This window comes from Bifidobacterium sp. LH_449 (assembly GCF_056356755.1).
This window is the reverse complement of the sequence record NZ_JBKEUV010000005.1, coordinates 111,158-133,703: the sequence shown is the minus strand read 5'-3', so window position 1 is coordinate 133,703 and position 22,546 is coordinate 111,158. Positions and strand designations below refer to the sequence as shown.

The following is a 22,546-nucleotide window of genomic DNA, read 5'->3' as shown; positions in this document are numbered from 1 at the left end:
AAAGCAATCTGCCATATCTGACCCCATCCTTTCGCATTCAATAGTGGACAGCACGCCCAATCGCACTAAAATTTGCGGAATTTTAGTGTGTCCACCATGTTGCTGCCATATCCTGTGTAATCTTGGCGACATGCTGCAGGAAATGTTCACGGACAGGAAGACCGGCTCGTTGCAAAATCTGCGGCTCGTTGCAAAGTCTGTCGGGGGAGTACCCCCGGCCGATATGGGCTTATTCGTTCTGAAACGTGTGCGTTCACACCGGATCCGCTTGGCGATGAGTATCCGAAGGTATCGCGGAAAACCTCCGGGGCCATCACGAGGGCGTCCATGTCGCTTGCCCGCTTGATCGAATTTGGGGAGGGCGTACCGAATCCAGATCTGCTGCGCCGTCCCACCATGCGTCGAGAAGCGCAGAGTATCAGCGCGTTGGAAGGTACGTATGAGCGTTTGGAAACGGTTCTGGCGCGGGATTACGAGCCGGGCGACGACAAACGCGGGTGGAATGAATCGCTGATTGAAGTGTTCAACTATCTTGACGCCGCCGACCATGGCATCGCCAGCATGCGTGAAGGACGATCCATAACGGTATCGCTGATTCGCGAGCTGCGGCGGTTGCTGGTGAGGAACACTTCGTCTGGCAATCCCCAGGCCGGCGAAATCCGCACAAGTCAAGTCTTCATCGGCTCTCCTACGCTCGAGGATCGAGGAGGCGCGTTTCGTGCCGATGCCTCCGGGCCCGGCCCTTGATCTTGCCGTGCGAGGGCTTGCGGATCGGTGGAATTCCCGCAACGAACCCGGCCTGACCGTGCTGGATATGGCCATGTTCCACTACCAGTTCGAGACCTTGCATCCGTTCGCGGACGGCAACGGCCTCAACGGTTTCGAGAACGGCCTGTGCAGCCTCGCTTGCATCCGTTCGCGGACGGCAACGGCCGTATCGGACGTCTGCTGATCCTGCTGCAGATGATGTCACACGGATTGCTGTCGCAGCCTTTGCTGTCGGTGTCTCCCTGGTTCGAACAGCGTCGCCCCGAATATCAGGATCGCATGCTTGCCGTATCGACGCAGGGCGATTGGGAGAACTGGATCCTGTTTTTCTGCCGGGGCATCGAGGAATCCCGCGAGGACGCATTGCTGCGCGTGAAGCGTTTGAACCACATTCGCGAACGATATCGCGACCTGATTCTCGCGCATCGCTACGGCGGCATCGCATTGGACATCGCCATGCCGCTTATCGGCCAGCCATATGTGCATGTGCCGTCGCTGAGACGTCGCTTCGAAAAAAGCGACTCGGCGATCAGAAATGCGCTTGCGCGTTTGGAATCGATCGGCATCGTCAGCGCTCAGCGCTCGCGCGGCGCGTGCCTGTATGTCGTCGACGATGTCGTGCTTGCGGTGGGCGCGGCGCAGGGCGGCGATGTCGATCCGAAAGCGCCGCTGTTTCATGAAAGCCGACGGGCGTAAGGTGAATGCATAATACAAAAGTCGAATGATGCATTGACGGATATTTGACATCATTGAAACGGAGGAATGATGAGCGAACATGATAAGACCGCGGCGAAGCCGGTCGTGGAAAGCTTCCAGCTGGACCACACGAAGGTGAAGGCGCCGTATGTGCGCTATATCGACACGCAGACCGGTCCGAACGGCGATGTGATCTCGAATTACGACCTGCGCCTGGTGCAGCCCAATGAGAACGCGATTCCGACGGGCGGCCTGCACACGATCGAGCATACGATCACGGTACTGCTGCGTGAGCGCATTCCCGGATACATCGATTGTTCGCCGTTCGGCTGCCGTACCGGCTTCCATCTGCTGACTTGGGGCGAGCATTCCACCGAAGACGTGGCGAAGGCCCTGAAGGAGGCGCTGACGTTCATCGCCGAAGAGGCGACGTGGGACGATGTGCCCGCCACGACGGAGGAAAGCTGCGGCAATTACCGCGATCACAGCCTGTTCACGGCGAAGCAGTGGTGCCGCGACATTCTCGCCGAAGGAATCAGCTCCGACCCGTTCGAGCGCAGGGTCGTGTGAGAGCCGCGATGTGAGCGCCGCGCTATGGACGTCGCGCAATAATCGTTCGCAACGCATTGGCTGCCGATGACCGCCGCAAACGCATCCACGGCGCAATGATCGACGCAATGTGACCGCCGTGGCGGAAGATGCCTTTCGCATGTGCACATACCGTGCTAATTTGTACCTTCGGAGTTTTCTGAAGAAGAGTTACGAGGTGTGTGGTGACTGAAGGCACTTCTCCACGGCGTTTCCGTCATGCTACGATGGCGGATTTCCCGCGTATGCAGAAGATCTACGCGCATGCGCGTGAACTGATGGCCCGCAACGGCAATCCGACGCAGTGGGGGCACACATTCCCTCGTGAGGAAGTCGTTCTTGACGATATCGCCAACCAGCGCACGATGCTGCTGGTCGATACGGTGGACGGCAAGGAGCGCATTCTCGCCCAGTTCGCGCTGTGCCCGGGCAAGGATCCGACCTATGCCAAAATCGACGGCGCCTGGCTGGACGACGACACGTATGTGACGATCCATCGCATCGCATCGTCCGGTTTGGCGCGTCATGCCGCCCGCGACTGCATCAAGTGGGCGTTGAAGCATTACGGCAACGTGCGTGCCGACACGCATCCGAACAACAAGGCGATGCAGCATGTGCTGGAAAGCAGCGGGTTCGCGCGTTGCGGCCTGATCCAGCTGCTGGACAGGCCGACCGACACCACACGTATCGCATATCAGCGGCACGAGTGGTGAGCGGCGGCGGCCATTTCATTTGACGGATTCATCCGACCCCATCCGGAATCATTGGTTTCGCCGGATTTGCGGTTCCTTTTCAGTTTTCCGACTGAGCCGTTCGATTAGGCTTGGTCGGCTGCGCCCGATTCATCCGGCGAAGTGCGCAACGCGTCGCTGACTTCGTCGACGATGCGCCGCATGGCTTCGCAGGCTTCGTCTTCATTGCCTCGCCAGATCGCTTCGGCCACGTCGATATGCGCCTGCATGGCCTCCTGTTTCGGCTGCGCCGGATACATGTTGATCTCCACACGCCCGCGCAGAATGGTGGCGATGGTATCGGCGAAGGATGAGAACAATTCGTTGCCGCAGCTTTTTAGGATCAGCGAATGGAATTCGATGTCCAGTTCGTGGAATTTTTCAAGCGGCCCGTTTTCGCCGTATTCCCTCATGTGCAGCGCCATGACCGGCAGTTTCGCTTTGTCTTCCAATGATGCGCGCGCCGCGGCGTAGCGTGCCGCCGCCGGTTCGATGCACAGTCGCAGTTCGGTCAGCGAACGCAGTTCCTGCTTGCGGTGCGATGAATGCAGTTTCCATGTGATGACCTGCGGATTGAGGGCCTGCCATTCGCCGCTTGGCTGGGGGACGAGGCCGACGCGCCTGCGTATGGCGATGGCGTTGGCTGATTCGAGAAGACGAGCCGCTTCGCGGGCGACGGTTCTCGATATGCCGAATTGCGATTGGATCTCTTCCAATGTTTTCGGATTTTCGGCAGGCCATGCGCCGTCGATGATGTCGATGGCCAGTTGATTGGCGACGGGCAGATGCATATGTTCGGCGCTTGGCATTAAGGATTCCGCGGTCATGTGATTCAGATTATCAAGACCAACATATGTAGATATTCAGACGACAATAAAGAGTCTTTTTGATTTGACAAAGACTTATAAAAAGTTTTATAGTATTCTTCAACAGGTGTCGGAGTGGACGCCCGCATATGGATGAACGCACAGAAGCGAAGCAAAAGGAGACCCGATGAAAACGCATGTGGTGGTTATGGGAGTCGCGGGCTGCGGCAAGTCAACCGTCGCCGAAGCGATTCGTGATCGTCTTGGGTATGAGATGGCCGAAGGCGACGTCTTCCATCCGCAGGCCAATATCGACAAGATGAGCGCCGGTATTCCACTGACCGATGAGGACCGTTGGCCGTGGCTGCGCGTTATCAACGCGTGGATGGTGGCCAAGGACTCCATCGGCGTCAACACCGTGGTCTCAAGCTCCGCCTTGAAGCGCGCATACCGTGATGTGCTGCGCGAAAACGTGCCGGTGTTCTTCGTGCATCTGACCGGCAGCGAAGCGCTGATCGGCGAACGCCTCTCCGCGCGTAAAGGCCATTTCATGCCGCCGTCGCTGCTGCCAAGCCAGTTCGCCATTCTGGAGCCGTTGCAGGGCGATGAGCCGGGCGTCGAGGTGTCCATCGAAGGCTCGATCGAAGAGATGGTCGACCGTGCGGTCGCCGCGGTCCGGGCGTATAACGAACGCATGGAACGCGACGGACGCTGATGCTTCAAGGCTTCGTGCCTGTTCACGTCATATTCAACGCATTAAGCGGATTCGAAGAGGAATCATCATGCAACTTATCATTGCCGCCATCATCGGCATCGCAGCGATCGTGCTGCTTATTTCAGTGGTGAAACTGCAACCGTTCCTGTCGCTGCTGTTCGGCTCGTTCATCATGGCCGTCTGCGCGGGCGTGCCGTATGACGAAGCGGTCGACAGCTTCACCGCCGGCGCAGGCTCCACATTCTCCAGCGTCGGCCTGCTGATCGCCTTCGGTTCCATCATCGGCACCATTCTGTTCAGCTTGGGCGGCGCCGACGTCATCGTCGACACCATCATGGCAAAAACCCCGGTCCGGCGCCTGCCATGGGCCATGGCATTGATCGCCTTCATCGTCGGCGTTCCGATGTTCTTCGAAGTCGGCGTCGTCATTCTGATCCCTGTTGTGCTGTTCGCCGCCAAGCGCGCAAAAATGCCGGTGATGCTCATCGCCATCCCTGCGCTGGCTGGCCTGTCCACGCTGCACGCCTTCGTGCCGCCGCATCCCGGCCCGCTTTCCGCCATCGATGCATTGGATGCCAACCTTGGCATCACGCTCGGACTCGGCCTGCTCGTCGCCATTCCGACCGTCATCGTCTCCGGCCCGCTGCTGGGCCGTCTCCTGTCCCGTTGGGTGCCGATCATGGCTCCCGACAGCGGCCCGGCCCGTCAGGATGGCGACGCCGATGCCGGCAACGCCGGCAAACCGACCTTCGCCCAGGCCATCGCCGTGATCCTGTTCCCGGTGGTGCTGATGCTCGCAGCCTCCATCGTGGATCTGACCGGCATGAAGGAAACGGTGTGGGGCCGCGTTCTGGCCTTTATCGGCACCCCGTTGACGGCGCTGTTCCTCACCACGGTTCTTGCGATGATCGTGCTGGGCTTCATGCAGAAGTCCACCCGTGACGCGGTCAATGGCATGGTCGGCAAGTCCTTCGGCAGCGTCGCCGGCATCATCCTCATCGTCGCCGCCGGCGGCGGTTTCAAGCAGACGTTGGTCGACTCCGGCATCGGCGACGTCATCGCTACCTCCATCACCGAATCCGCATTGAACCCGCTGATCGCAGGCTGGCTCGTCGCCGCGCTGATCCGCCTGGCCACCGGCTCCGCAACGGTTGCGACGGTGACCGCCGCAGGCATCATGGTGCCGCTGACCTCCGGCCTTGGCATGACGGAACTGTCGCTTCTGGTGCTGGCCATCGGCGCCGGCTCCGTGTTCCTGTCGCATGTGAACGACGCCGGCTTCTGGTTGGTCAAGGAATACTTCGGCATGACGGTCGGGCAGACGTTCAAGACATGGTCGCTGATGGAAACGGTGCTTTCCGTGGTCGGCCTCGCCTTCACGCTGCTGCTGTCCCTTGTCGTTTAACATTGCGTGACGTCATGTGATTGCGTTGTACAGACGCGATCACATGCAACACGAATTCTTTCGAAAATCATTGAACAGTTAATAATCAGCCAAAATCCTTGGAAAACATCCACGATGCGACGACGCATCGCCGGGAAAGGAAAGGTTATGCATATCGGAATGATCGGTTTGGGCCGTATGGGCGGCAACATGGTCAAGCGTCTGCGCAACGGCGGCCACACGGTCGTGGGTTTCGACATGAACCCCCAGTCGGAGCGTGACGTCGACGGTCTGGAAGCATTGGTGGCGGCGCTGCCCAAGCCGCGCGTCATATGGGTGATGGTGCCTTCGGGCGAGCCGACGGATTCCACGATCGCATCGCTGGCCGCGCTGCTCGAACCGAACGACATCGTCGTGGACGGCGGCAATTCCCGCTACGAGGACGATCCGCGCCATGCCGCGGAATTGGCGGAACACGGCATCCGCTTCCTCGACTGCGGCGTCTCCGGCGGCGTTTGGGGCGCGGAACGCGGATATGCGCTGATGCTTGGCGGCGATAGGGACACGTTCGAAGAAATTCGCCCGCTGCTGGAAACGCTGAAGCCGGAAGGCGAGCATGGTCTGATTCTCGCCGGCCCGGTCGGCGGCGGCCATTTCGCGAAAATGGTGCACAACGGCATCGAATACGGCATGATGCAGGCCTTCGGCGAAGGCTTCGCCACGATGATGCGCAGCCGGTATGTCGACGATCCCGCCGCGACGATGGCCTCCTGGCGTTCCGGATCGGTGGTCGCTTCGTGGCTGCTCGACCTGTTCGACAACGCGACCAAGGACGATCCCGAACTGCGTGATGTGCCGCCGGTCGCCAACGAATCCGGGGAAGCCCGCTGGATGGTCGAAGCGGCATTGGAACTGGGCGTGCCGACGCCCGCGACCGCCGCCGCCCTGTACACCAGGCAATCCTCGCGTGGCGGCGCGGACGATATTCTGCGCGTCGTCACCGCCATGCGCGCCCAATTCGGCGGCCACGTCACCAAAATCGACGAAATAGCGACGCACTGATTGCGGCAAATCAGTAAAACGGCCTTTCAAATCTCCAATAAGCTGTCTCTTATTCCTCGATTCCAAGGAATGGGAGGCGGCTTTTTCTTGGCCCAAATGGAAACGCGACGCCATCTGTAGCACGTGGGTAATGAGAATGTACGTAGGCTTCGCATGCTGCGCGCGGAATAGGTGGGCGTCTAGTATGCAACATCCTGTTATCTCTCATTCAGTGGGCAGATAATCGCTTCAGTGGGCACTCAAAACCGTGATAAACCATCGATGGGCACTGTTTAGTGCGGTTTTCGGTGCCCAGTGAATGAAAAAAGTGCCCACTGAATGGGGCGGGAATGCGTTGTTGGCTGGGCGCAATTCAAAAATCGAGTGAATTGGCTTGTCCCAACGGCCAACTATCACTGAAATCCCTAATGTAGGCTTATGGAAGCTTCTGATGTCAGATTGTGGAAAATCTGCGTCGTCGCAGAGTAGTCCGTATATGGGGCAAGTGTTTGAAAATCTCATCATCGAGGAAACGCGAATCGTATTTCAACCGAGGGGAGGAGCCTCGATCGTTCTTCTACCGTGACGGAAACAAGGTGGAGGTTGACTTGCTGGATTTCACCAATACGCAGGAATGTAAGCTTATTGAAATCAAGCCAGGGCAAGACATACAGGGATTCGTTTACGAAGCATCTCAGCTCGGTCGGAGATCTGCTGGGAGCACCGAAGGAACATCGCTACGTCGTCGCCCGAGTGGAGACAGGATTCGAAACAAATGCAGCCGCAATACGGACGGCAACGGATTGGCTGAACGGTCTGAGATAGTGTCTGAATTTTACTGCTAAAAAGAATTTACCTACGGATTTGTGACACTGAGACGAACGCAGCGGGATTCTGGCGATATCTGAAATTTGTGCTTTCCGATTATCTAACTCGCTGAAAGAAGCGACGCTTTTCCTTGATGCCGGAGGCATCGAATGATGCAAGCCCCGCAAAATCAATTTGTCTGTCGCTTCTTGAATGCATGAAGCGACAGACAAATTGATTACGCAGTTACGTGCGCGGATTGCGTGCGCGGATTACAGAGCACAGAGCACACGCAGAGAGCGCGCATACAGAGTACTCGTACAGAGCATGTGCGCAGAACACGCGTACGGAGCACTCGTGCAAAGAACGCGCGGAGAGCCGCGTGCCGTCGCCGACTATTCGGCCGCCACGGCGGCTTCGCTTTTCACGCCGTTGAGCTTGGAACGCTTGCGGGCGTAGAGGAAGTAGACGGCGAGTCCGAGCACGAACCAGACGGCGAAGCGCAGCCAGGTCTCCCAGTTCAGGCCTGCGATCAGGATCAGGCAGAAGATGATCGCGCAGATCGGCGTGAACGGCACGAGTGGCGCGCGGAAGCCGCGGCGCGCGTTCGGCTGGGTCTTGCGCATCCACAGCACGCCGGCCGAAACGATGATGAACGCGGACAGTGTGCCGATGTTCACCAGCTCGAACAGCACGTTGATGTTGATGAAGCCGCCGGCGAATGCGGTGAGCAGGCCGAAGAACCACGTGCCCTTGTACGGCGTGTGGTGCTTTTCGCTCACTTCTCCGAAGAACTTCGGGAACAGGCCGTCACGGCTCATCGCGTAGCAGATGCGCGACTGGCCGTACAGCTGTACGAGCATCACCGTGGTCATGCCCACGAGCGCGCCGATGTTGACGATGACCGCCAGCCAGTTCATGCCGGTGGCGAGGATCACGCCGGCGACCGGCGCGTCGATGAAGTTCGCGAATTCCTGGTAGGGCACGACGCCGGTCATGATCAGCGTCATCACGATGTACAGCACGGTGGAAACGGCCAGTGAGATCAGGATGCCGCGCGGCAGCGTCTTGTTCGGATTGACGGTCTCCTCGGCGGAGGAGGACACGGCGTCGAAGCCGATGAAGCTGAAGAACACGATGGACGCGGCCGGGATGATGCCGTACGGCTGTGTGGAATCCGGCTGGAACGTGTACAGGCCGTACGGGGAGAACGGCTTCCAGTTGCTGGGCTTGACGTACCAGATCACGCAGATGATGAACAATGCGATGATGGCCAGTTTGACGATCACCATGATGTCGTTCGTCTTCTTCGTCTGATTGATGCCGATGGACAGCACCCATGTGATCAGCAGCACGATAAGGAATCCGGGCAGGTTGAAATATGTGGTGACGCCCGGCGTGGTGCCGTATGCGGCGGTCAGTTCAACGGGAATCTGCAATCCGAAGCCTTCGAGCAGCTGGTTGAAGTATCCCGCCCATCCTGCGGACACCGTTGCCGCCTGCAGTGCGTATTCCAAAATCAGATCCCAGCCGATCATGAACGCGACGACTTCGCCGAACGCAAGATACGCGTACGAATATGCGGATCCCGAGACCGGTGCCATTGCGGCGAATTCGGCATAGCACAGGCCGGCGAAACCGCAGCAGACCGCGGCGAGAAGGAAGGAAACGGAAAGCGCTGGTCCTGCCGTCAGCGCGCCTTTTCCGGTCAGCACGAAGATGCCGGTGCCGATGATCGCGCCGATGCCGAGCATCGTCAGATCGAAGGTTTTCATGGTGCGCTTGAGCGGCGTGGATTCGGCGACAAGCTGATCCACTGATTTTTTGCGAAAAAGATCCATGGTCTTCTCCCAAGATATGCAGTGATTAAGGGCTAGACCGGACGGTTTTCCGGGACCCCGGCACGCCTCAACGCCGGGAATCAGAATATGCGGGGCGTCGGCAATGTTCCATTGATGCCACGCATATGACGGAAAATTGTATTGATGACGTGTGGACAAACCAGGTTCGTTTTGCGTGTTGCCTTTGATAAAACGATTTCGCTTGATGCTTTGACAGGTGAGAACCCGGATGCGTTCTGGGTGTGATTTTCGAATATGCCGCCTGTTCGTCATAGCACAGCGCCACAATAGGCGATATGACTTTGAGCGCAGCACCTGAATGGCAGTTTTCATCCCCTGAAGGCAGGACGAACTATGAGGCCGCCTGCCGGCGATACCCCGCGCAGGCCGTCGTCGATCTTGCCGCATTGCGCGATAATATGCGCCATTTGGTGAATATGGTCGGAGGCGAGGATTCCGGCACTGCCGTCATGGGCATCGTCAAGGGTGACGGATACGGTCACGGCCTGCTGCCCGCCGCGTTGGCGGCGTTGGCGGGCGGCGCGACCTGGCTGGGCACCGCGCAGTCGCATGAGGCGCTGCTGCTGCGCCGGCTCGGCATCGGCCCTGACCGCTGCCATATTTTGACCTGGGTCTACAACGGCATGGCCGCTCCGTTTGATGAGCTCATCGATAACGATATTGATGTTTCCGTCGGATCGTTGTCCGGCATCGAAGCCGTCGCCGCGGCGGCGCGCAGGATTGGCAAGACCGCACGCGTGCATGTGAAGGTCGATTCGGGATTCGGGCGTAACGGCTTCACCGAGGAAAGCTTTGATGAGGCGTTGGCGTTGCTGGCGCCGCTGGCGCGTGAAGGCGTGCTGGACGTGGTGGGGCAGTGGAGTCATCTTGCGGTGGCCGATTCGCCGGACGTGCCCGAATTCGTGGCCTCCACCGACCGTCAGATCGAATCGTTCAATGCGTTCACCAATCGAATGAGCAAGGCCGGCATCGCGCCGCGCATCCGCCATCTGGCCAATACGGCCGCCACGTTGGACCGTCCGGAGATCCGTTTCGAACTGACCCGCCCGGGCATCGGCCTGTACGGTTACGAGCCCGATCCGGCGATGGGCACGCCGTCCACGTATGCGCTGCGCCCGGCCATGACGCTGCAGGCGCAGTTGGGAACAGTCAAGGATGTGGGGGCCGGGCATGGCATCTCCTACGGGCGTACGTATCTGACGCCGGACGACACTTCGACGGCCATCGTGCCGGTGGGCTATGCGGACGGCATCCACCGTTCCGCCTCCGGTTTCGACATGCAGGGCGCGAAGCATGTGGAGAAGGCCGGTGGCCCGGTGCGTGTGATGACCACGCAGGGCCCGCGCCTGTTCCATGTGTCGGGCCGTGTGTGCATGGACCAGTTCATGCTCGACCTGCATGAGCATGCCTCCGCACTCGGCGTGCATGAAGGCGACACGGTCGTATTGTTCGGCCCCGGCCGTGGCGAAGCCTGCTGTGAGCCGACCGCCGACGATTGGGCGCGCGCCGCGGGCACGATCAGCTATGAGATCTTCACCTGCCTGCGCAATCGCATTCCGCGCCTGTACCTGCATGCCGCGGATGTGCTGTCGCCGGAAGACGTCGCGAAATTGGACCCGGCCAGCCTGCTGTAGCCGATCGCAATGAATACGACGGCGTTGATGAAAGCGAGGACCGTATCATGACCGATATGCCGCAACGCATGCAGCCGACGCCGTCATACAGCGCCTTCGACGAGGAGCGCTGGGCATGGGAGCCGGCGAAATCGCAATCCCGCACCGCATTCCAACGCGACCGTGCGCGGCTCATCCATTCGTCGGCATTACGTCGGCTCGGTGCGAAAAGCCAGATACTGGTGGCCGGCACCGACGATTTCGCCCGCACGAGACTGACGCACACGTTGGAGGTCGCGCAGATCGGCCGGCAGATCGCCCAATTGCTCGGCTGCGATCCCGACGTCGTCGACTGCGCCTGCCTCGCGCACGATCTGGGCCATCCGCCGTTCGGACACAACGGTGAACGCGCATTGGCCGCGCTCGCCGCCGGCATCGGTGGATTCGAAGGCAACGCGCAGACCTTGCGCCTGCTCACACGTCTGGAACCGAAAATCGAACACGCCGACGGGCGTTCGGCGGGCGTGAACCTGACACGCGCCTCACTGGATGCGGCCGTCAAATATCCGTGGAATTACGAAACGGTCGCCAAAACCGCGCTGCGACAAGGCGGCGGCATGCCACGCAGCCTGAAATTCGGCGTCTATCCGGACGACATGCCCGTATTCCAATGGCTGAAACAGGGCGTGAAACATCCGCAAACGAAACCCATCGAAGCGCAGGTCATGGATCTGGCCGACGACATCGCCTACAGCGTGCACGATATGGAAGACGCCATCGCCATCGGCGCATTCGATCCGGCCGTCCTCACCGAAATGCGAATCCTCGACGAAATCATCGAAGACACCCACGCATGGTACGGCCGGCAATGGGAAAGCGACGGTCTTATCGCAGCGTTCCAACGCCTGCGGCAGGCGCGGCTCCTGCCCGAATCCTTCGACGGAACGCGTCACGCGCTCGCGCATCTCAAGAACATCACCAGCGCATTGATCGGACGTTTCGCGCAATCCGTCGAACAGGCCACCCGCGATGCCTACGGCGCGGGGCCGCTTGTCAGATATCAGGCCAGCATCGTCACGCCCGAAGACATCGCCTACGAAATCACCCTGCTCAAAGGCATCGCGGCGCATTTCATGATGACGCCGCGCGAACGCGGCGACGAACACCTGCACGAACAGCGCATCGTCACCGATCTGGTCGAAGCGATGATGGAAAACAATCCCGCCATGCCGACTGCGCTCGAGCCGGCCTTCCGCGCCGACTGGCGGACGGCAGGCGGCGACGCCGAACGGTTGCGCGTCGCCATCGACCAGGTCGCGTCGCTCACCGACGGTTCGGCCGTCGCGCTGCACGGCATGCTCTGCCGGCGCGCATGACGGCGCACGGCAGCGCATAATCGCGCAAACGGCGAAGCGCTCCTGCGGCCATATCAACGCGCCGTCCATGATGGGTGGTCACGGTATCCTTGAATGTTATGCCGGGAATGATTCTGAAAGAAGACGTTGAAAAGGTGCGCTCCGCCGCGGACCTGTACGATATCGTATCCGCAACGGTAACGCTCAAGCCCTCCGGCACCGGCACATACGTGGGATTGTGCCCGTTCCATGACGAAAAGACGCCGAGCTTCTCCGTACGCCCCGCGCTCGGCGTATGGCATTGCTTCGGCTGCGGTCTCGGCGGCGATGTATTCGGCTACGTCGAGCAGCGCGAAAACGTGGACTTCCGCGAAGCCGTCGAAGTGCTGGCCGACAAATACCACATCGAACTGCATTACGACCAGTCCGGCAAACGCAACGAACACGCCGGCTCAAAACGCTCCCGGCTGCTCGACGCCAACGAGGAAGCGCAACGATTCTTCACCTCCCAACTCATGACCAAGGAGGCGTTGCCGGCCCGCAAACTGCTTGACGGCAGAAACTTCGGGCAGGCCGACTGCGTGCGCTTCGGCTGCGGCTACGCGCCGCAAGGCTGGGACAATCTCGTACGGCATCTGGCCAACAAGGGCTTCACCCAGCAGGAAATGCTCGACGCGGGCCTCGCACGCCAGGGCCAGCGCGGCATCTACGACTACTTCCGAGGCCGCGTCACCTGGCCGATCCGCGACTCGACCGGCCGCACGCTCGGCTTCGGCGCCCGCAAACTGTACGATGACGACGCCATCAACGCGAAATACATCAACACGCCGGACACGCAGCTGTACCGCAAGAACCAGGTGCTGTACGGCATCGACCTGGCGAAATCCGCCATCGTGAAAAAACGTCAGGTCGTCATCGTCGAAGGCTACACCGACGTCATGGCCATGCATTTGGCCGGCATCGACACCGCCATCGCCACATGCGGCACCGCTTTCGGCGCGGAGCATGCGAAAATCGTACGCCGTCTGATCGCCGACGATTCGCTTGGCGCGGTGCAGCTGATCGGCCCGCTGAAAGTGGAAGGCCAGACGTTAAGCTCCCGCATCGTATTCACGTTCGACGGCGACGCCGCCGGCCAGAAGGCCGCCATCCACGCCTTCGGCCTGGATTCGGCCTTCCTGACGCAGACATTCGTCGCCGTCGCCGAAGACAATCTCGACCCGTGCGACCTGCGCATCGAACGCGGCAACGAAGCGCTGCAGTCGCTGATCGCCAAGGCGAAGCCCCTGTATGATTTCGTGATCGAAGCGGCCATCGCGCGTTTCGACACCGGCTACACGACCGGTCAGATGGGTGCGGTGAAGGCGGTGGCGCCGCTGATCGCGCAGATCCGCGACCGATCATTGTGGGACATGTATGCGCGCAAGGCGGCCCGAAGCATCGGCGTCGAATTGGACATCATGCAGCGCGAAGTGCGTGCGGCCCGCCGCCAGGCGCACGTACGCGACGAGGACGCGTATGCTCCGAAAAAGCGCTATGCGAACACGCCGGCCGAACCGCGGGTGGAGGCGGGGCGCAATCCGTTCGCCAATCCCGCGGCCCGTCGCAATCTGGAACGCCATGATGCGATGAATCAGACCTATTTCAAGGTCGATGACGCCGTGTTCATCTGCGAACAGCAGTTCATGGCGATGCTGATCCAGGTGCCGCGCGCCGTGGATCGTGACCTGTTCGCCGGATTGACGCTGTCGAATTTCATCACGCCCGTATTCCGTTCGCTGTTCCAGGCGATCGCCGCTGCCGGTGGCCTGCCGGAAGACACGACGCCGCAAGGATTGTGGATGCATAATCTGACCAAGGCGGGCGGCCCGCTGCTGGAACCGGTGATCAACGAATTGGCGGTGATGCCGCTGCCGCTGCCCGCAAGCGAGCAGGATTCGCAGGTCGGCGCGGGTGGCGCAGGCGTGTCGCCGGAAGGGGACGCCGCGCAGAATGGCGGTTCCGCCGCCGTGCAGCTGCGCAAGGCCACCCCGGCGGAACGGCAGTATGCCACCGAATTGCTGGCGCGTCTGCTTGATATCGGATTCATGCGCAGGATCGGCGCGGCCCGTCGCCGCATGGCCCAGTTGCCGGACGGCGAAGAGAAAATCGCATTGCTCGGCGAGGTGACCAGCATGGAATCGGCGCGCAAGGACCTGCAAAGCCAGGTGTATGGCAACAACATCGGCTGATATGCGGTTTTGCCGAAGCCGTACGGACGATATGGATGATTGATATACGAAAATGTGGGATTCGAAAAGGAATCGAATCCCACATTCGATGTCGGCCTGTGTCGGATCGTCGGATTGCGGGCCGAAACGCCGACAATCAGTCAGCTTCAGGCGATCTGCCTGAGCAATGCCGGCAGTTCGGACATCGTGTCGATCACGGCGTCGGCGCCGGCCTTGACGAAGGCGTCGCGTACGTCGGCGCGTGCGGCGTTCTTCGCGGCATCCGACATCGCGTCGAATTCGCTTTGCGTCAGGCCCATCTGCGAACTGCCTTCGATGACGCCGATGGTGAACACGCCGGCGGCCTTGCCTTCGCCGATATCGGACAGTGTGTCGCCGACCTTCGCGATGCGGCGCACGTCAGCCAAATGCAGGGCCTGCATATTCGCGAAGATCATGTACGGGTACGGGCGGCCGAAACCGTTCACGCCGTCGGCGCTGATCCAATAATCCGGCGCATAGCCGTTTTCGGCGGCCTTCGGCACGACGATGTCCATCATGGTGTCGGTGTAGCCGGTTGTCGAACCGATCTTCAGGCCCATCGCGCGCAGTTGCGCGATGGCGTCGATCACGCCCGGCTTCGGATCGGCATACTGGTCGAGAATGCCGAGCAGCATCGGCTCGAACTTCGCGTAGACGGCATCCACGTCGGCATCGGTCGGGGCGGCGCCATGCAGGTCCTCCCAGGCGCGGGCGATGCGGTCCATATGCATCATCGTATTGACATGGTCATGCTTGAGCATTCCCATCGGGCGGCGGGTCTCATCCATGGTCGGTTCGATGCCGTATTGGAGGAACGCCTCCTGGAACGCGCGGACGGGCGCGAAGCAGCCGTAATCGACGGTGGTGCCGGCCCAATCGAAAATCACCGCGTCAAAACGAGTGGTCATCAGAGAATCTCCTTCTATCAAACGTGGAATCGCAAATCAAGAAATCGCTGTAATCGTCGTAATGCTCGTGATCGCGGCGACTACGGCAACGTGCAATCGTTGTGAACGCCGCAATCGGTGTCGCTGCGACATCGGTCGCGGCATGAATCAGTGCTGCTGCGCCTTGACGGCGTCGCCGGCGGTGTTCATCGCGGCCAGGGCCGCGGCGAAATCGTCCGATCCGCGCGACGCCTCCAGCAGGCCGCGCTCGGCCATGTACATGGCGAAGAATTCGGTGACGCGCTCGATGTCATCCGTGTGGATCTCGCCGATGTTGCCCAGACGGAAGGTCTCTTCGTCGGTGAGCTTGCCCGGGTAGATCGCGTAGCCGCGCTCCTTGATGTAGACGTACATGTCGGCGAAATCGAAATCGACGCCCTTCGGGTACAGGAACGTGGTGATGATCGGGCCCTGGTGATCCTGCAGGTATGTGGTGAAGCCCAGCGTCTGCATGCGGGCGATCAGCAGATGATTGTTCAGCGCATAGCGGGATGCGCGGGCGGCGAGGCCGCCTTCGGCCATCATCTCGTCCAACGCCTTGGAGAAGGCGAGCACGACGTGGGTGGGGGAGGTGTAGCGCCACTTGCCGCCGTCCTTCTCCAACGTGTTCCACTGATCCCACAGGTCGAGCGAAAGGCTGCGGGCCTTGCCCCTGGAAGCCTCCAGCAGTGCGGTGTTGGCGATGATGAAGCTGAAGCCCGGCACGCCCTGGATGCACTTGTTCGCGGAGGAGACGAGGAAGTCGATGCCCCAATCCTCGACCGGAATGTCCACGCCGCCGAAGGAGCTCATCGCATCGACCATGAACACCTTGCCATGCGCCTTGGCCGTTGCGGCGACCGCCTGGATGTCGTTGAGCAGGCCGGAGGTGGTTTCGGAATGGATCATCGACACATGGGTGATCGACGGGTCGGAGTCAAGGATCTGCGCCACACGCTCGGCGGAGGGGATGCGGTCGTACGGTTCGGCATACTGCACGTAGTCGATGCCGGCATGCTCGCAGATCTTCGCCTGACGGTCGCCGTATGCGCCGTTCGTGCATAGCAGCACCTTTTCGTCGCTGCCGATCACCGAAGTGAGCACGCTTTCGACGCCGAACGTGCCCGAACCCTGCATCAGCACCGCGGTGTAATGCGCCGGATCGCACTGGGCGAGCTCAACGAGCTGACGGCGGATCTTCTGCGTGATGGCCTTGTAGTCGTCGTCCCATGTGCAGTGGTCGAACAGCATCTCCTCTTTGACGGTACGGGTGGTGGTCAGCGGGCCGGGGGTGAGCAGCTTGTATTCGCGGTTCATGTTGTTTCCTAGTTTTTGCTTGTGTGTTGTTGTGTTTGTGTTGTTGTTGTGTGTGTTGTCGTCGGCGATTCGCCGGGTATCCGGACATGCGAAACCGCCCCGGCCGCGTAAGGCGCGGGACGGTTTCATGCACTGCGGTCAGTGGACGGTGGGTGTCAGGCGTGCGGTTCGCCGGCGTCTGACATCAGGCCTGAGCGGCCTCCTTGCAGGCTTCCGAGAATTCCTGATGCTGTTCGAGCAGGTCGACGGTCAGCGCCTGGTCGAAGGTCTTCGGATACGAGGACTGGTTGTCGGCCGCCTTCTCGCCCTCATACAGCGGGTTCGGATAGGTTTCCAGCAGTTCCGTGCGGCCCTTGTCGATGATCGTCGCGGCCATCTTCTGCACGTCCGCCTTGGTCTTGTCGCCCTTGTCGATGACGGCGACGGATTCGGTCAGCGAGAAGTTGCCTTCGGCCGGATCGACGTATTCCATCGGCAGGCCTTCGTTCTTGTCCGCGACCGCCTGATGGCGCAGGCCGAAGCCGACCGCGACCTCACCGGCGCGGACGTTCTTGATCGGGGCGGAACCGGACTGTTCGACGTGCGGGCCGGCGTTCTTGTAGATGTCGGTGAGGATCTCCTTGCCTTCATCGCCTTCGCCGTATGCGGCGATCACATCCTGGATCATCAGCCAGGCGGTGGAGGAGCCCATGATGTCGGGAACCGCGATCTGATCCTTGTATTGAGGATCGGCGAGATCCTTGATGCTGGTCGGCGCATCCAGTCCGGCGGCCTCCAAGGCTTCGGCGTTGTAGAACAGGGCGCCTTCCTGGCTGGTGGTGTCGCGACGGTAATCCGGCGTATCGTTCAGCGGCACGGACTGCACTTCGGTCAGGTCGGCGAACATGCTGTTCTTCTCCTGCGCGCTGTCGATGTAATAGGACGACATCGTGATCATGTCGGCTTCGATGTTCGTCCCCTCGGCCATCAGCTTGCCGCCCAGTTCGGAAGTGCCGAAGCTCTGGATGACGTACTTGCCGGCGTAGCCGTTGTCGTCGAGCGCGTTCTTGAAGGCGGTCACCGCTTCGTCGTCGGCGTTGGTGTAGATGACGACCTGGTCGGCTCCGGCGGCGCTGGCCGAGCCGCAGCCTGTCATGCCGAAGGCGAGTGCGCCTGCGGCGGCAAGAGCGAAGGCGGTACGGGCGAATCGGGAGAAATCATGGGCTTTCATGAGGATTCCTTTCTTGTTGCGGCCGAATTGCTCGGCCGAAGTCGTTGGTTTTCGTTGATGTTTTCTTTGTCGATTTGTCGGTTTCATGTGTTGACGGTCTGTGTGGCGGCCGTCTGTGCCGCGACGGTCTGCGCGGCGGCCGTGCCTGCGGCCTCACGCCCGGGCAGCATCGCCGTCAAACGTGCCGTCAGGCTTTGGCGTTCGCGGCGGCGACGGGCGCGCTCCATCTGCTTGCCGGCCACGCGATGCGTGCCGAGCGAAGTGACGAGCGCGATGATGCCCTTGACCGCAAGATTGGTGACGAGGATGAGCAGGGAGAGCGCGAACACGTCGTCGAACTTCGCCAGATGCTGCAGGGCGGAGATCTGCGTGGTCATCACCATGGTCCGTGCGCCGGTGAGGAACACGACCGCGGAGATCGTGACCATGGCGTTGACGAAGTAGTAGGCGAAGACCTGCAGGATCGTCGGCCAGGCGTTGGGCGTGATGACGCGGATCACCGTCTTGATCCACGTGTCGCCCATCAGCTTGCCGGTCACTTCCCAGGACACGTTCATCTTGGACAGCGAATCCTTCATCATCTGGTACGGCGTGGCGAAATAGTGCACGATATTGCACACGATGATGATGGCGAACGTGTTCTGCAGGCTCGTGCCGGTGAAGGCGAACAGGAACGCGATGCCAAGCACCATGCCGGGCAGCGTGTTGATCACGCTGGACAGCGAGTCGATGAAGCGGCGCGCCCAGACGGGCAGCTTGCTGCGTGCGGTGACCAGCGCCGCGGCGTAGGCGACGAGGCATCCGAACAGCGCCGTCATGGAGGCGACGAACAGCGAATTGGTGAACACGTTCATCAGTTCGGGCGTGGCGAACAGCGTCGTCATGTGCTCCAGCGTGAAATTCGGCTTGAACGGCCACATTTCGACGAACGGGATGAAAATGATCACCACGAACAGCGACAGCACGGAAATCAGGATCGCCGCGGATCCGGCCGCAAGCACGCCGTCGCGTACATGATTCTTCGGCAGATCGATGCGCGCGATATTCTTGTATCGGATCGAAAAGCGGTCAAGGAACGTGAACAGCGCGATGCTCAAAATGGACGGCAGCAGCATCACGATGGCGATGACCGCGCCCTTGTTGAAATCAGGGATGCTGCCAAGCATCTGGTTGTACAAAGTCATGGCGATCACGTCATACTGGCCGCCGACCGAAGTCGGAATGCCGTAATCGGTGAAGCTCAGGAAGAACGACTGCACGAATGCGATGCACAAAGTGCCCGCCATCGGCCGCACAATGGTGTTCAGGAATGTGATGTGCGGCTTGTCGCCCATCACCCGTGACACGATCATGAATCGCTTGTCGATGAATTGGAAGCTGTTGTTGATCAGCAGGAACGCCGTCGGCAATGTGTAGATCACATAGCCGATGAGCAGGCCGTTGAATCCGTAGATATAGACAATGGCATGGCCGCCGAACAGCTTTGTGATCAGCCCCTGCTTGCCCAGCGAATAGATGATGGCGAAACCGTAGGTGATGGTCGGCAGCAGCATCGGCAGCTGTGTGAGCAGCGTGATCGTTTTCTTCGCCCAATGCGGCAGATTCGTGCAGTTGGCGCTGTAGGAAAGCCAGAACGCGAAGATCACGGACACCGCGGCCGCGCAGGCGGAGACCTTGATGCTGTTGACCAGGCTTTCAAGGAATCCTGATTCCGACAATACCGACATGTAATTCGATGCGGTCAGGGCGCCGTCGCCTGTCTGCAGCGAGGTGATGACGACCAGGATCAGCGGCAGGATCAGGAAGACGCAGAACAGCAGGCCCACGACGATGAACAGCGTCCACAGTTCGCGCTGATGCGGCCTTTGGCGGCGTTCATGATTGATGATTTCCGGCGCGATGTTCGGCAGCATCTTGCGCGCCTGTATTGATTCGAACGTCATGTCAGGCCTCCTGCCTGATGGCGGTGCCGTCGGCCGCGGCGTCGTTGTTGAAGAGGGAATAGATGTTGCTGCGCTTGACCTCAAGCTGGTTGAGGATGAAGGTGCGCACGAATTCATCGGCCGGATGATCGATGATGTTGTCCGGCGTGTCATATTGCGCGATGCGTCCCTTGTTGAGGATCAGCACGCGGTCGCTCATCGTGCAGGCCTCTTCGGGGTCGTGCGTGACCATGACGGTGGTCAGATTATATTGGTCGACGATCTGCTTGATCTTCGTTTTGATGGATTCCTTGATGACGCCGTCAAGCGCGGAAAGCGGCTCGTCGAGCAGCAGCAGGCGCGGCTTCATCACAAGTGTGCGGGCCAGCGCGACGCGCTGCTTCTGACCGCCGGAAAGCTGGTCGAGCGACTTGTCGAGATGCTGCCGCAGGTCGAGCAGCGAGATCATGTCGTCGATCTCCTCCTTGGAGGAGATGCCGGGATGGTTGCGCAGGCCGTAGGTGATGTTTTCGTATGCGGAAAGATTCGGGAACAGCGCGTAATCCTGGAAGACGATGTTGAAGCCGCGCTTTTCCATCGGCACGTGCGTCAGATCGTCGCCGTCGAAGATGATCTGGCCGCTGGTGGCGTCGGTGATGCCGAGGATGATGTTGAGCAGCGTGGTCTTGCCGCCGCCGGACGGGCCGAGAATCGACATGATCCGGCCCTTTTCCAAGGTCAGGCTGATGTCGCCGAGCACTTGCGCGCCGCCGAAGGATTTGCTGATGTTCTTCAATTCAAGCATGTTGCGCCTTCCGGTCCGTGGCCCGTATGCAGCTGCTGGTGGTCTATGTTCGCCGCCCGCCAGCAGCGCTTGTCGCCAGTGTCGGCGTCTGCTGCGTGGTTGCGATGCCTGTCGGCCGCCGTACGGGTGAAAGTCTCTTCGTCTTACTACGCGGTTCGCCGCGCCTCACGTTTCAATCTTCATGCCGTCGGAAGGCCTGATTGCCTGTTTTTATGGAAAGCTCGCTAAAAGAATGGTTAATTCCAAGTAAAACTACACGTGCACCGCGTAGTTTTGTAGTTTCGTGACTGTGGCTGTCGATTCTTTGATGTCCGCCCCTTGGCGCTTACCCTTTGATGCCGGTCCCTTTGACGCCGGTCCCTTTGACGCCTGTCTTTTTGACGCCTACCATTCCTGCGTCCCCTCTTCCCTGACGCTTTTGACCGCAGTCAACGGCGTGTTGCGGTCAAATGTGTCAGCGCGCAATTGGTGGCCTCCATTCCTCTGACACTTTTGGTCGCTGATTCCGGCGTGTTGCGACCAAATATGTCAGCGTGCAATCTGTGTCCTTTTCTTACTTGACGCTTTTGATCGGGACACGCCGTCCTGTGCGGTCAAAAGTGTCAAGAGGATGGGCCGGCGGTATCTGGACGTTTCTTTCTTTGACGCTTTTGATCGGGACACGCCGTCCTGTGCGGTCAAAACTGTCAGTAGGGCGGGCTTGTATCCCAGCAGGACGGGCCTGCAATATTTGTGGCGTCTTCGTTCTTGACGCTTTTGACCGCAACCAACGGCGTGTTGCGGTCAAAAGCGTCAAAGGGCGGGGCGGCAGACGGAAACATACAAGGATTCCGCCTGACATCTTGCCCAAAGGAGGCCGCGCGACGACTATTCGCTGAACTCGCGATCCTGAATGACGCGTCCGGAACGGTCGAGACGGGCGGAGAAACGGGGATAATCACTTAAAATGACGCCCATATATAAAATGTCGACGACCGCGGTGTGGGCCACCCGCGAAAAAATCGCATTGCCGTAGATCGTATGCTCGCTGCGGCCTGTGATGAGGCAAACATCCGACCAATTGGCAAGCGCGGTGCCGGTCGCATTGGTGATGCCGATGGTCTGCGCGCCCGCCGATTTCGCCAATCGTATCGCCTTGACCGTGTCCGCGGAATTGCCGGAATACGAAAAAGCGATGGCGACGCCGTCCTGCGGCATGTGCGCGGCCCCGATCTGCTGCATATACGCATCCATGTTCAGTCGGCAGGGCAATCCCAGATAGCTGAGTTTCGTATATAGATCGAAAGCCGGCGAAAGTGAATTTTCGACACCGTAAATATCGATCAGCGACGCGCCCGTCAACATCGCCACCGCGCGGCGGATATCCTTCGAACGCAGCGAATGCTGAAGCTCATCCAATAATGTTTTCGCCCCATGAATGGCCTTCGCGGGGATCTCGTCGGCGTCATCCCAAGGATTCAGGTCGAATCCTTCCAAAGGGTCAAACGAATTCGCCCGCTCCTCCTGCGGGTGTTTCAGGACGAATCGCAATTCGCGGTATCCGGAGAAACCAAGCTTGCGTGCGAAACGGATGACGGTGGGCTCGCTGACCTGCGCCGCCTGCGCAAGCTGGGCGATCGTCAGCGCGGCCGCATCCGCAGTGTGGTCGCGAATATAGCGCGCCACCGACTGCTCGGCCGGCCGCAGCGTGGAATACACCTGCTCGATGCGTGCGCGAACGCCCAATGACGATTGCATAAGTGCCTCCC

At 60.1% G+C, this 22,546-nt stretch carries 19 protein-coding genes; 11 read left to right on the top strand and 8 right to left on the bottom strand.

All coding sequences use genetic code 11. The features are described 5' to 3' along the window. Positions 1 to 231: 231 nt before the first annotated feature. The 5 genes from AC1AX7_RS05830 (at position 232) to AC1AX7_RS05810 (ending at position 2,765) form a co-directional block, all read left to right on the top strand. The gene (locus tag AC1AX7_RS05830; RefSeq protein ID WP_476509170.1) at positions 232 to 747 is read left to right on the top strand and encodes a Fic/DOC family N-terminal domain-containing protein; all 516 of its coding nucleotides are present in this window, start codon (positions 232 to 234) and stop codon (positions 745 to 747) included. Further along, entirely contained in the window at positions 725 to 952 is a 228-nt protein-coding gene (locus AC1AX7_RS05825; RefSeq protein WP_476509169.1) for a Fic family protein, read from the top strand. The genes AC1AX7_RS05830 and AC1AX7_RS05825 overlap by 23 nt, the downstream gene beginning before the upstream one ends. Next, complete coding sequence (locus tag AC1AX7_RS05820; RefSeq protein ID WP_476509147.1) at positions 895 to 1,464, top strand: Fic family protein; 570 nt, start codon at positions 895 to 897, stop codon at positions 1,462 to 1,464. Before AC1AX7_RS05825 ends, AC1AX7_RS05820 begins: the two co-directional genes overlap by 58 nt. A 69-nt stretch (positions 1,465 to 1,533) precedes the next feature. After that, positions 1,534 to 2,034 (top strand): S-ribosylhomocysteine lyase, encoded by a 501-nt coding sequence (locus AC1AX7_RS05815; protein ID WP_476509146.1) that lies wholly within the window; start codon positions 1,534 to 1,536, stop codon positions 2,032 to 2,034. Positions 2,035 to 2,279: 245 nt separating this feature from the next. Then, positions 2,280 to 2,765 (top strand): GNAT family N-acetyltransferase, encoded by a 486-nt coding sequence (locus tag AC1AX7_RS05810; RefSeq protein ID WP_476509168.1) that lies wholly within the window; start codon positions 2,280 to 2,282, stop codon positions 2,763 to 2,765. A 104-nt stretch (positions 2,766 to 2,869) separates the two neighbouring features. On the opposite strand, the gene AC1AX7_RS05805 is transcribed toward AC1AX7_RS05810, so the two are convergent. After that, positions 2,870 to 3,592: a FadR/GntR family transcriptional regulator gene (locus tag AC1AX7_RS05805; protein ID WP_476509145.1), complete on the bottom strand. Its 723-nt coding sequence runs from the start codon at positions 3,590 to 3,592 to the stop codon at positions 2,870 to 2,872. Positions 3,593 to 3,776: 184 nt separating this feature from the next. Here AC1AX7_RS05805 and AC1AX7_RS05800 point away from each other — a divergent pair, with 184 nt between their 5' ends. The 3 genes from AC1AX7_RS05800 (at position 3,777) to gnd (ending at position 6,750) form a co-directional block, all read left to right on the top strand. Continuing rightward, positions 3,777 to 4,304, top strand: coding sequence for a gluconokinase (locus tag AC1AX7_RS05800; protein ID WP_476509144.1), 528 nt, complete (start codon positions 3,777 to 3,779; stop codon positions 4,302 to 4,304). 67 nt (positions 4,305 to 4,371) lie between these two features. Further along, entirely contained in the window at positions 4,372 to 5,709 is a 1,338-nt protein-coding gene (locus AC1AX7_RS05795; protein WP_476509143.1) for a GntP family permease, read from the top strand. 147 nt (positions 5,710 to 5,856) lie between these two features. Then, the gene (gene gnd, locus AC1AX7_RS05790; protein WP_476509142.1) at positions 5,857 to 6,750 is read left to right on the top strand and encodes a phosphogluconate dehydrogenase (NAD(+)-dependent, decarboxylating); all 894 of its coding nucleotides are present in this window, start codon (positions 5,857 to 5,859) and stop codon (positions 6,748 to 6,750) included. Positions 6,751 to 7,931: 1,181 nt separating this feature from the next. Here the strand turns inward: gnd and AC1AX7_RS05785 are convergent. Further along, a complete protein-coding gene (locus AC1AX7_RS05785) occupies positions 7,932 to 9,377 on the bottom strand; it encodes an amino acid permease (protein ID WP_476509141.1) in 1,446 nt (481 codons plus the stop codon). A gap of 296 nt (positions 9,378 to 9,673) precedes the next feature. Between AC1AX7_RS05785 and alr the strand changes: the two genes are divergently transcribed. The 3 genes from alr to dnaG all read left to right on the top strand — a co-directional run bounded on the left by alr (position 9,674) and on the right by dnaG (position 14,597). Next, positions 9,674 to 11,032 (top strand): alanine racemase, encoded by a 1,359-nt coding sequence (alr, locus tag AC1AX7_RS05780; protein WP_476509140.1) that lies wholly within the window; start codon positions 9,674 to 9,676, stop codon positions 11,030 to 11,032. Between the two features lie 68 nt (positions 11,033 to 11,100). Then, on the top strand, positions 11,101 to 12,387 hold the full coding sequence (locus tag AC1AX7_RS05775; RefSeq protein WP_476509167.1) for a deoxyguanosinetriphosphate triphosphohydrolase: 1,287 nt from the start codon (positions 11,101 to 11,103) through the stop codon (positions 12,385 to 12,387). A 98-nt stretch (positions 12,388 to 12,485) separates the two neighbouring features. Continuing rightward, entirely contained in the window at positions 12,486 to 14,597 is a 2,112-nt protein-coding gene (dnaG, locus tag AC1AX7_RS05770) for a DNA primase (protein WP_476509139.1), read from the top strand. Between the two features lie 146 nt (positions 14,598 to 14,743). On the opposite strand, the gene phnX is transcribed toward dnaG, so the two are convergent. The 6 genes from phnX to AC1AX7_RS05740 all read right to left on the bottom strand — a co-directional run bounded on the left by phnX (position 14,744) and on the right by AC1AX7_RS05740 (position 22,535). Continuing rightward, a complete protein-coding gene (gene phnX, locus AC1AX7_RS05765; protein ID WP_476509138.1) occupies positions 14,744 to 15,526 on the bottom strand; it encodes a phosphonoacetaldehyde hydrolase in 783 nt (260 codons plus the stop codon). A 147-nt stretch (positions 15,527 to 15,673) separates the two neighbouring features. Continuing rightward, positions 15,674 to 16,861: a 2-aminoethylphosphonate--pyruvate transaminase gene (gene phnW / locus AC1AX7_RS05760; protein ID WP_476509137.1), complete on the bottom strand. Its 1,188-nt coding sequence runs from the start codon at positions 16,859 to 16,861 to the stop codon at positions 15,674 to 15,676. 184 nt (positions 16,862 to 17,045) lie between these two features. Then, complete coding sequence (locus AC1AX7_RS05755; RefSeq protein ID WP_476509136.1) at positions 17,046 to 18,071, bottom strand: extracellular solute-binding protein; 1,026 nt, start codon at positions 18,069 to 18,071, stop codon at positions 17,046 to 17,048. Between the two features lie 83 nt (positions 18,072 to 18,154). Further along, positions 18,155 to 20,014, bottom strand: coding sequence for an ABC transporter permease subunit (locus AC1AX7_RS05750; RefSeq protein ID WP_476509135.1), 1,860 nt, complete (start codon positions 20,012 to 20,014; stop codon positions 18,155 to 18,157). A gap of 1 nt (position 20,015) precedes the next feature. After that, positions 20,016 to 20,798, bottom strand: coding sequence for an ABC transporter ATP-binding protein (locus AC1AX7_RS05745; protein ID WP_476509134.1), 783 nt, complete (start codon positions 20,796 to 20,798; stop codon positions 20,016 to 20,018). Positions 20,799 to 21,665: 867 nt separating this feature from the next. Then, positions 21,666 to 22,535 (bottom strand): MurR/RpiR family transcriptional regulator, encoded by an 870-nt coding sequence (locus AC1AX7_RS05740; RefSeq protein WP_476509133.1) that lies wholly within the window; start codon positions 22,533 to 22,535, stop codon positions 21,666 to 21,668. Positions 22,536 to 22,546: the final 11 nt, after the last annotated feature.

Excerpts from the sequence above, each read along its gene's own strand:
- AC1AX7_RS05825 (WP_476509169.1), top strand. The coding sequence starts at position 725 with ATGCCTCCGGGCCCGGCCCTTGATCTTGCCGTGCGAGGGCTTGCGGAT.
- AC1AX7_RS05815 (WP_476509146.1), top strand. The coding sequence starts at position 1,534 with ATGAGCGAACATGATAAGACCGCGGCGAAGCCGGTCGTGGAAAGCTTC.
- AC1AX7_RS05810 (WP_476509168.1), top strand. The coding sequence starts at position 2,280 with ATGGCGGATTTCCCGCGTATGCAGAAGATCTACGCGCATGCGCGTGAA.
- AC1AX7_RS05805 (WP_476509145.1), bottom strand. The coding sequence starts at position 3,592 with ATGCCAAGCGCCGAACATATGCATCTGCCCGTCGCCAATCAACTGGCC.
- AC1AX7_RS05800 (WP_476509144.1), top strand. The coding sequence starts at position 3,777 with ATGAAAACGCATGTGGTGGTTATGGGAGTCGCGGGCTGCGGCAAGTCA.
- AC1AX7_RS05795 (WP_476509143.1), top strand. The coding sequence starts at position 4,372 with ATGCAACTTATCATTGCCGCCATCATCGGCATCGCAGCGATCGTGCTG.
- gnd (WP_476509142.1), top strand. The coding sequence starts at position 5,857 with ATGCATATCGGAATGATCGGTTTGGGCCGTATGGGCGGCAACATGGTC.
- AC1AX7_RS05785 (WP_476509141.1), bottom strand. The coding sequence starts at position 9,377 with ATGGATCTTTTTCGCAAAAAATCAGTGGATCAGCTTGTCGCCGAATCC.
- alr (WP_476509140.1), top strand. The coding sequence starts at position 9,674 with ATGACTTTGAGCGCAGCACCTGAATGGCAGTTTTCATCCCCTGAAGGC.
- AC1AX7_RS05775 (WP_476509167.1), top strand. The coding sequence starts at position 11,101 with ATGCAGCCGACGCCGTCATACAGCGCCTTCGACGAGGAGCGCTGGGCA.
- dnaG (WP_476509139.1), top strand. The coding sequence starts at position 12,486 with ATGCCGGGAATGATTCTGAAAGAAGACGTTGAAAAGGTGCGCTCCGCC.
- phnX (WP_476509138.1), bottom strand. The coding sequence starts at position 15,526 with ATGACCACTCGTTTTGACGCGGTGATTTTCGATTGGGCCGGCACCACC.
- phnW (WP_476509137.1), bottom strand. The coding sequence starts at position 16,861 with ATGAACCGCGAATACAAGCTGCTCACCCCCGGCCCGCTGACCACCACC.
- AC1AX7_RS05755 (WP_476509136.1), bottom strand. The coding sequence starts at position 18,071 with ATGAAAGCCCATGATTTCTCCCGATTCGCCCGTACCGCCTTCGCTCTT.
- AC1AX7_RS05750 (WP_476509135.1), bottom strand. The coding sequence starts at position 20,014 with ATGACGTTCGAATCAATACAGGCGCGCAAGATGCTGCCGAACATCGCG.
- AC1AX7_RS05745 (WP_476509134.1), bottom strand. The coding sequence starts at position 20,798 with ATGCTTGAATTGAAGAACATCAGCAAATCCTTCGGCGGCGCGCAAGTG.
- AC1AX7_RS05740 (WP_476509133.1), bottom strand. The coding sequence starts at position 22,535 with ATGCAATCGTCATTGGGCGTTCGCGCACGCATCGAGCAGGTGTATTCC.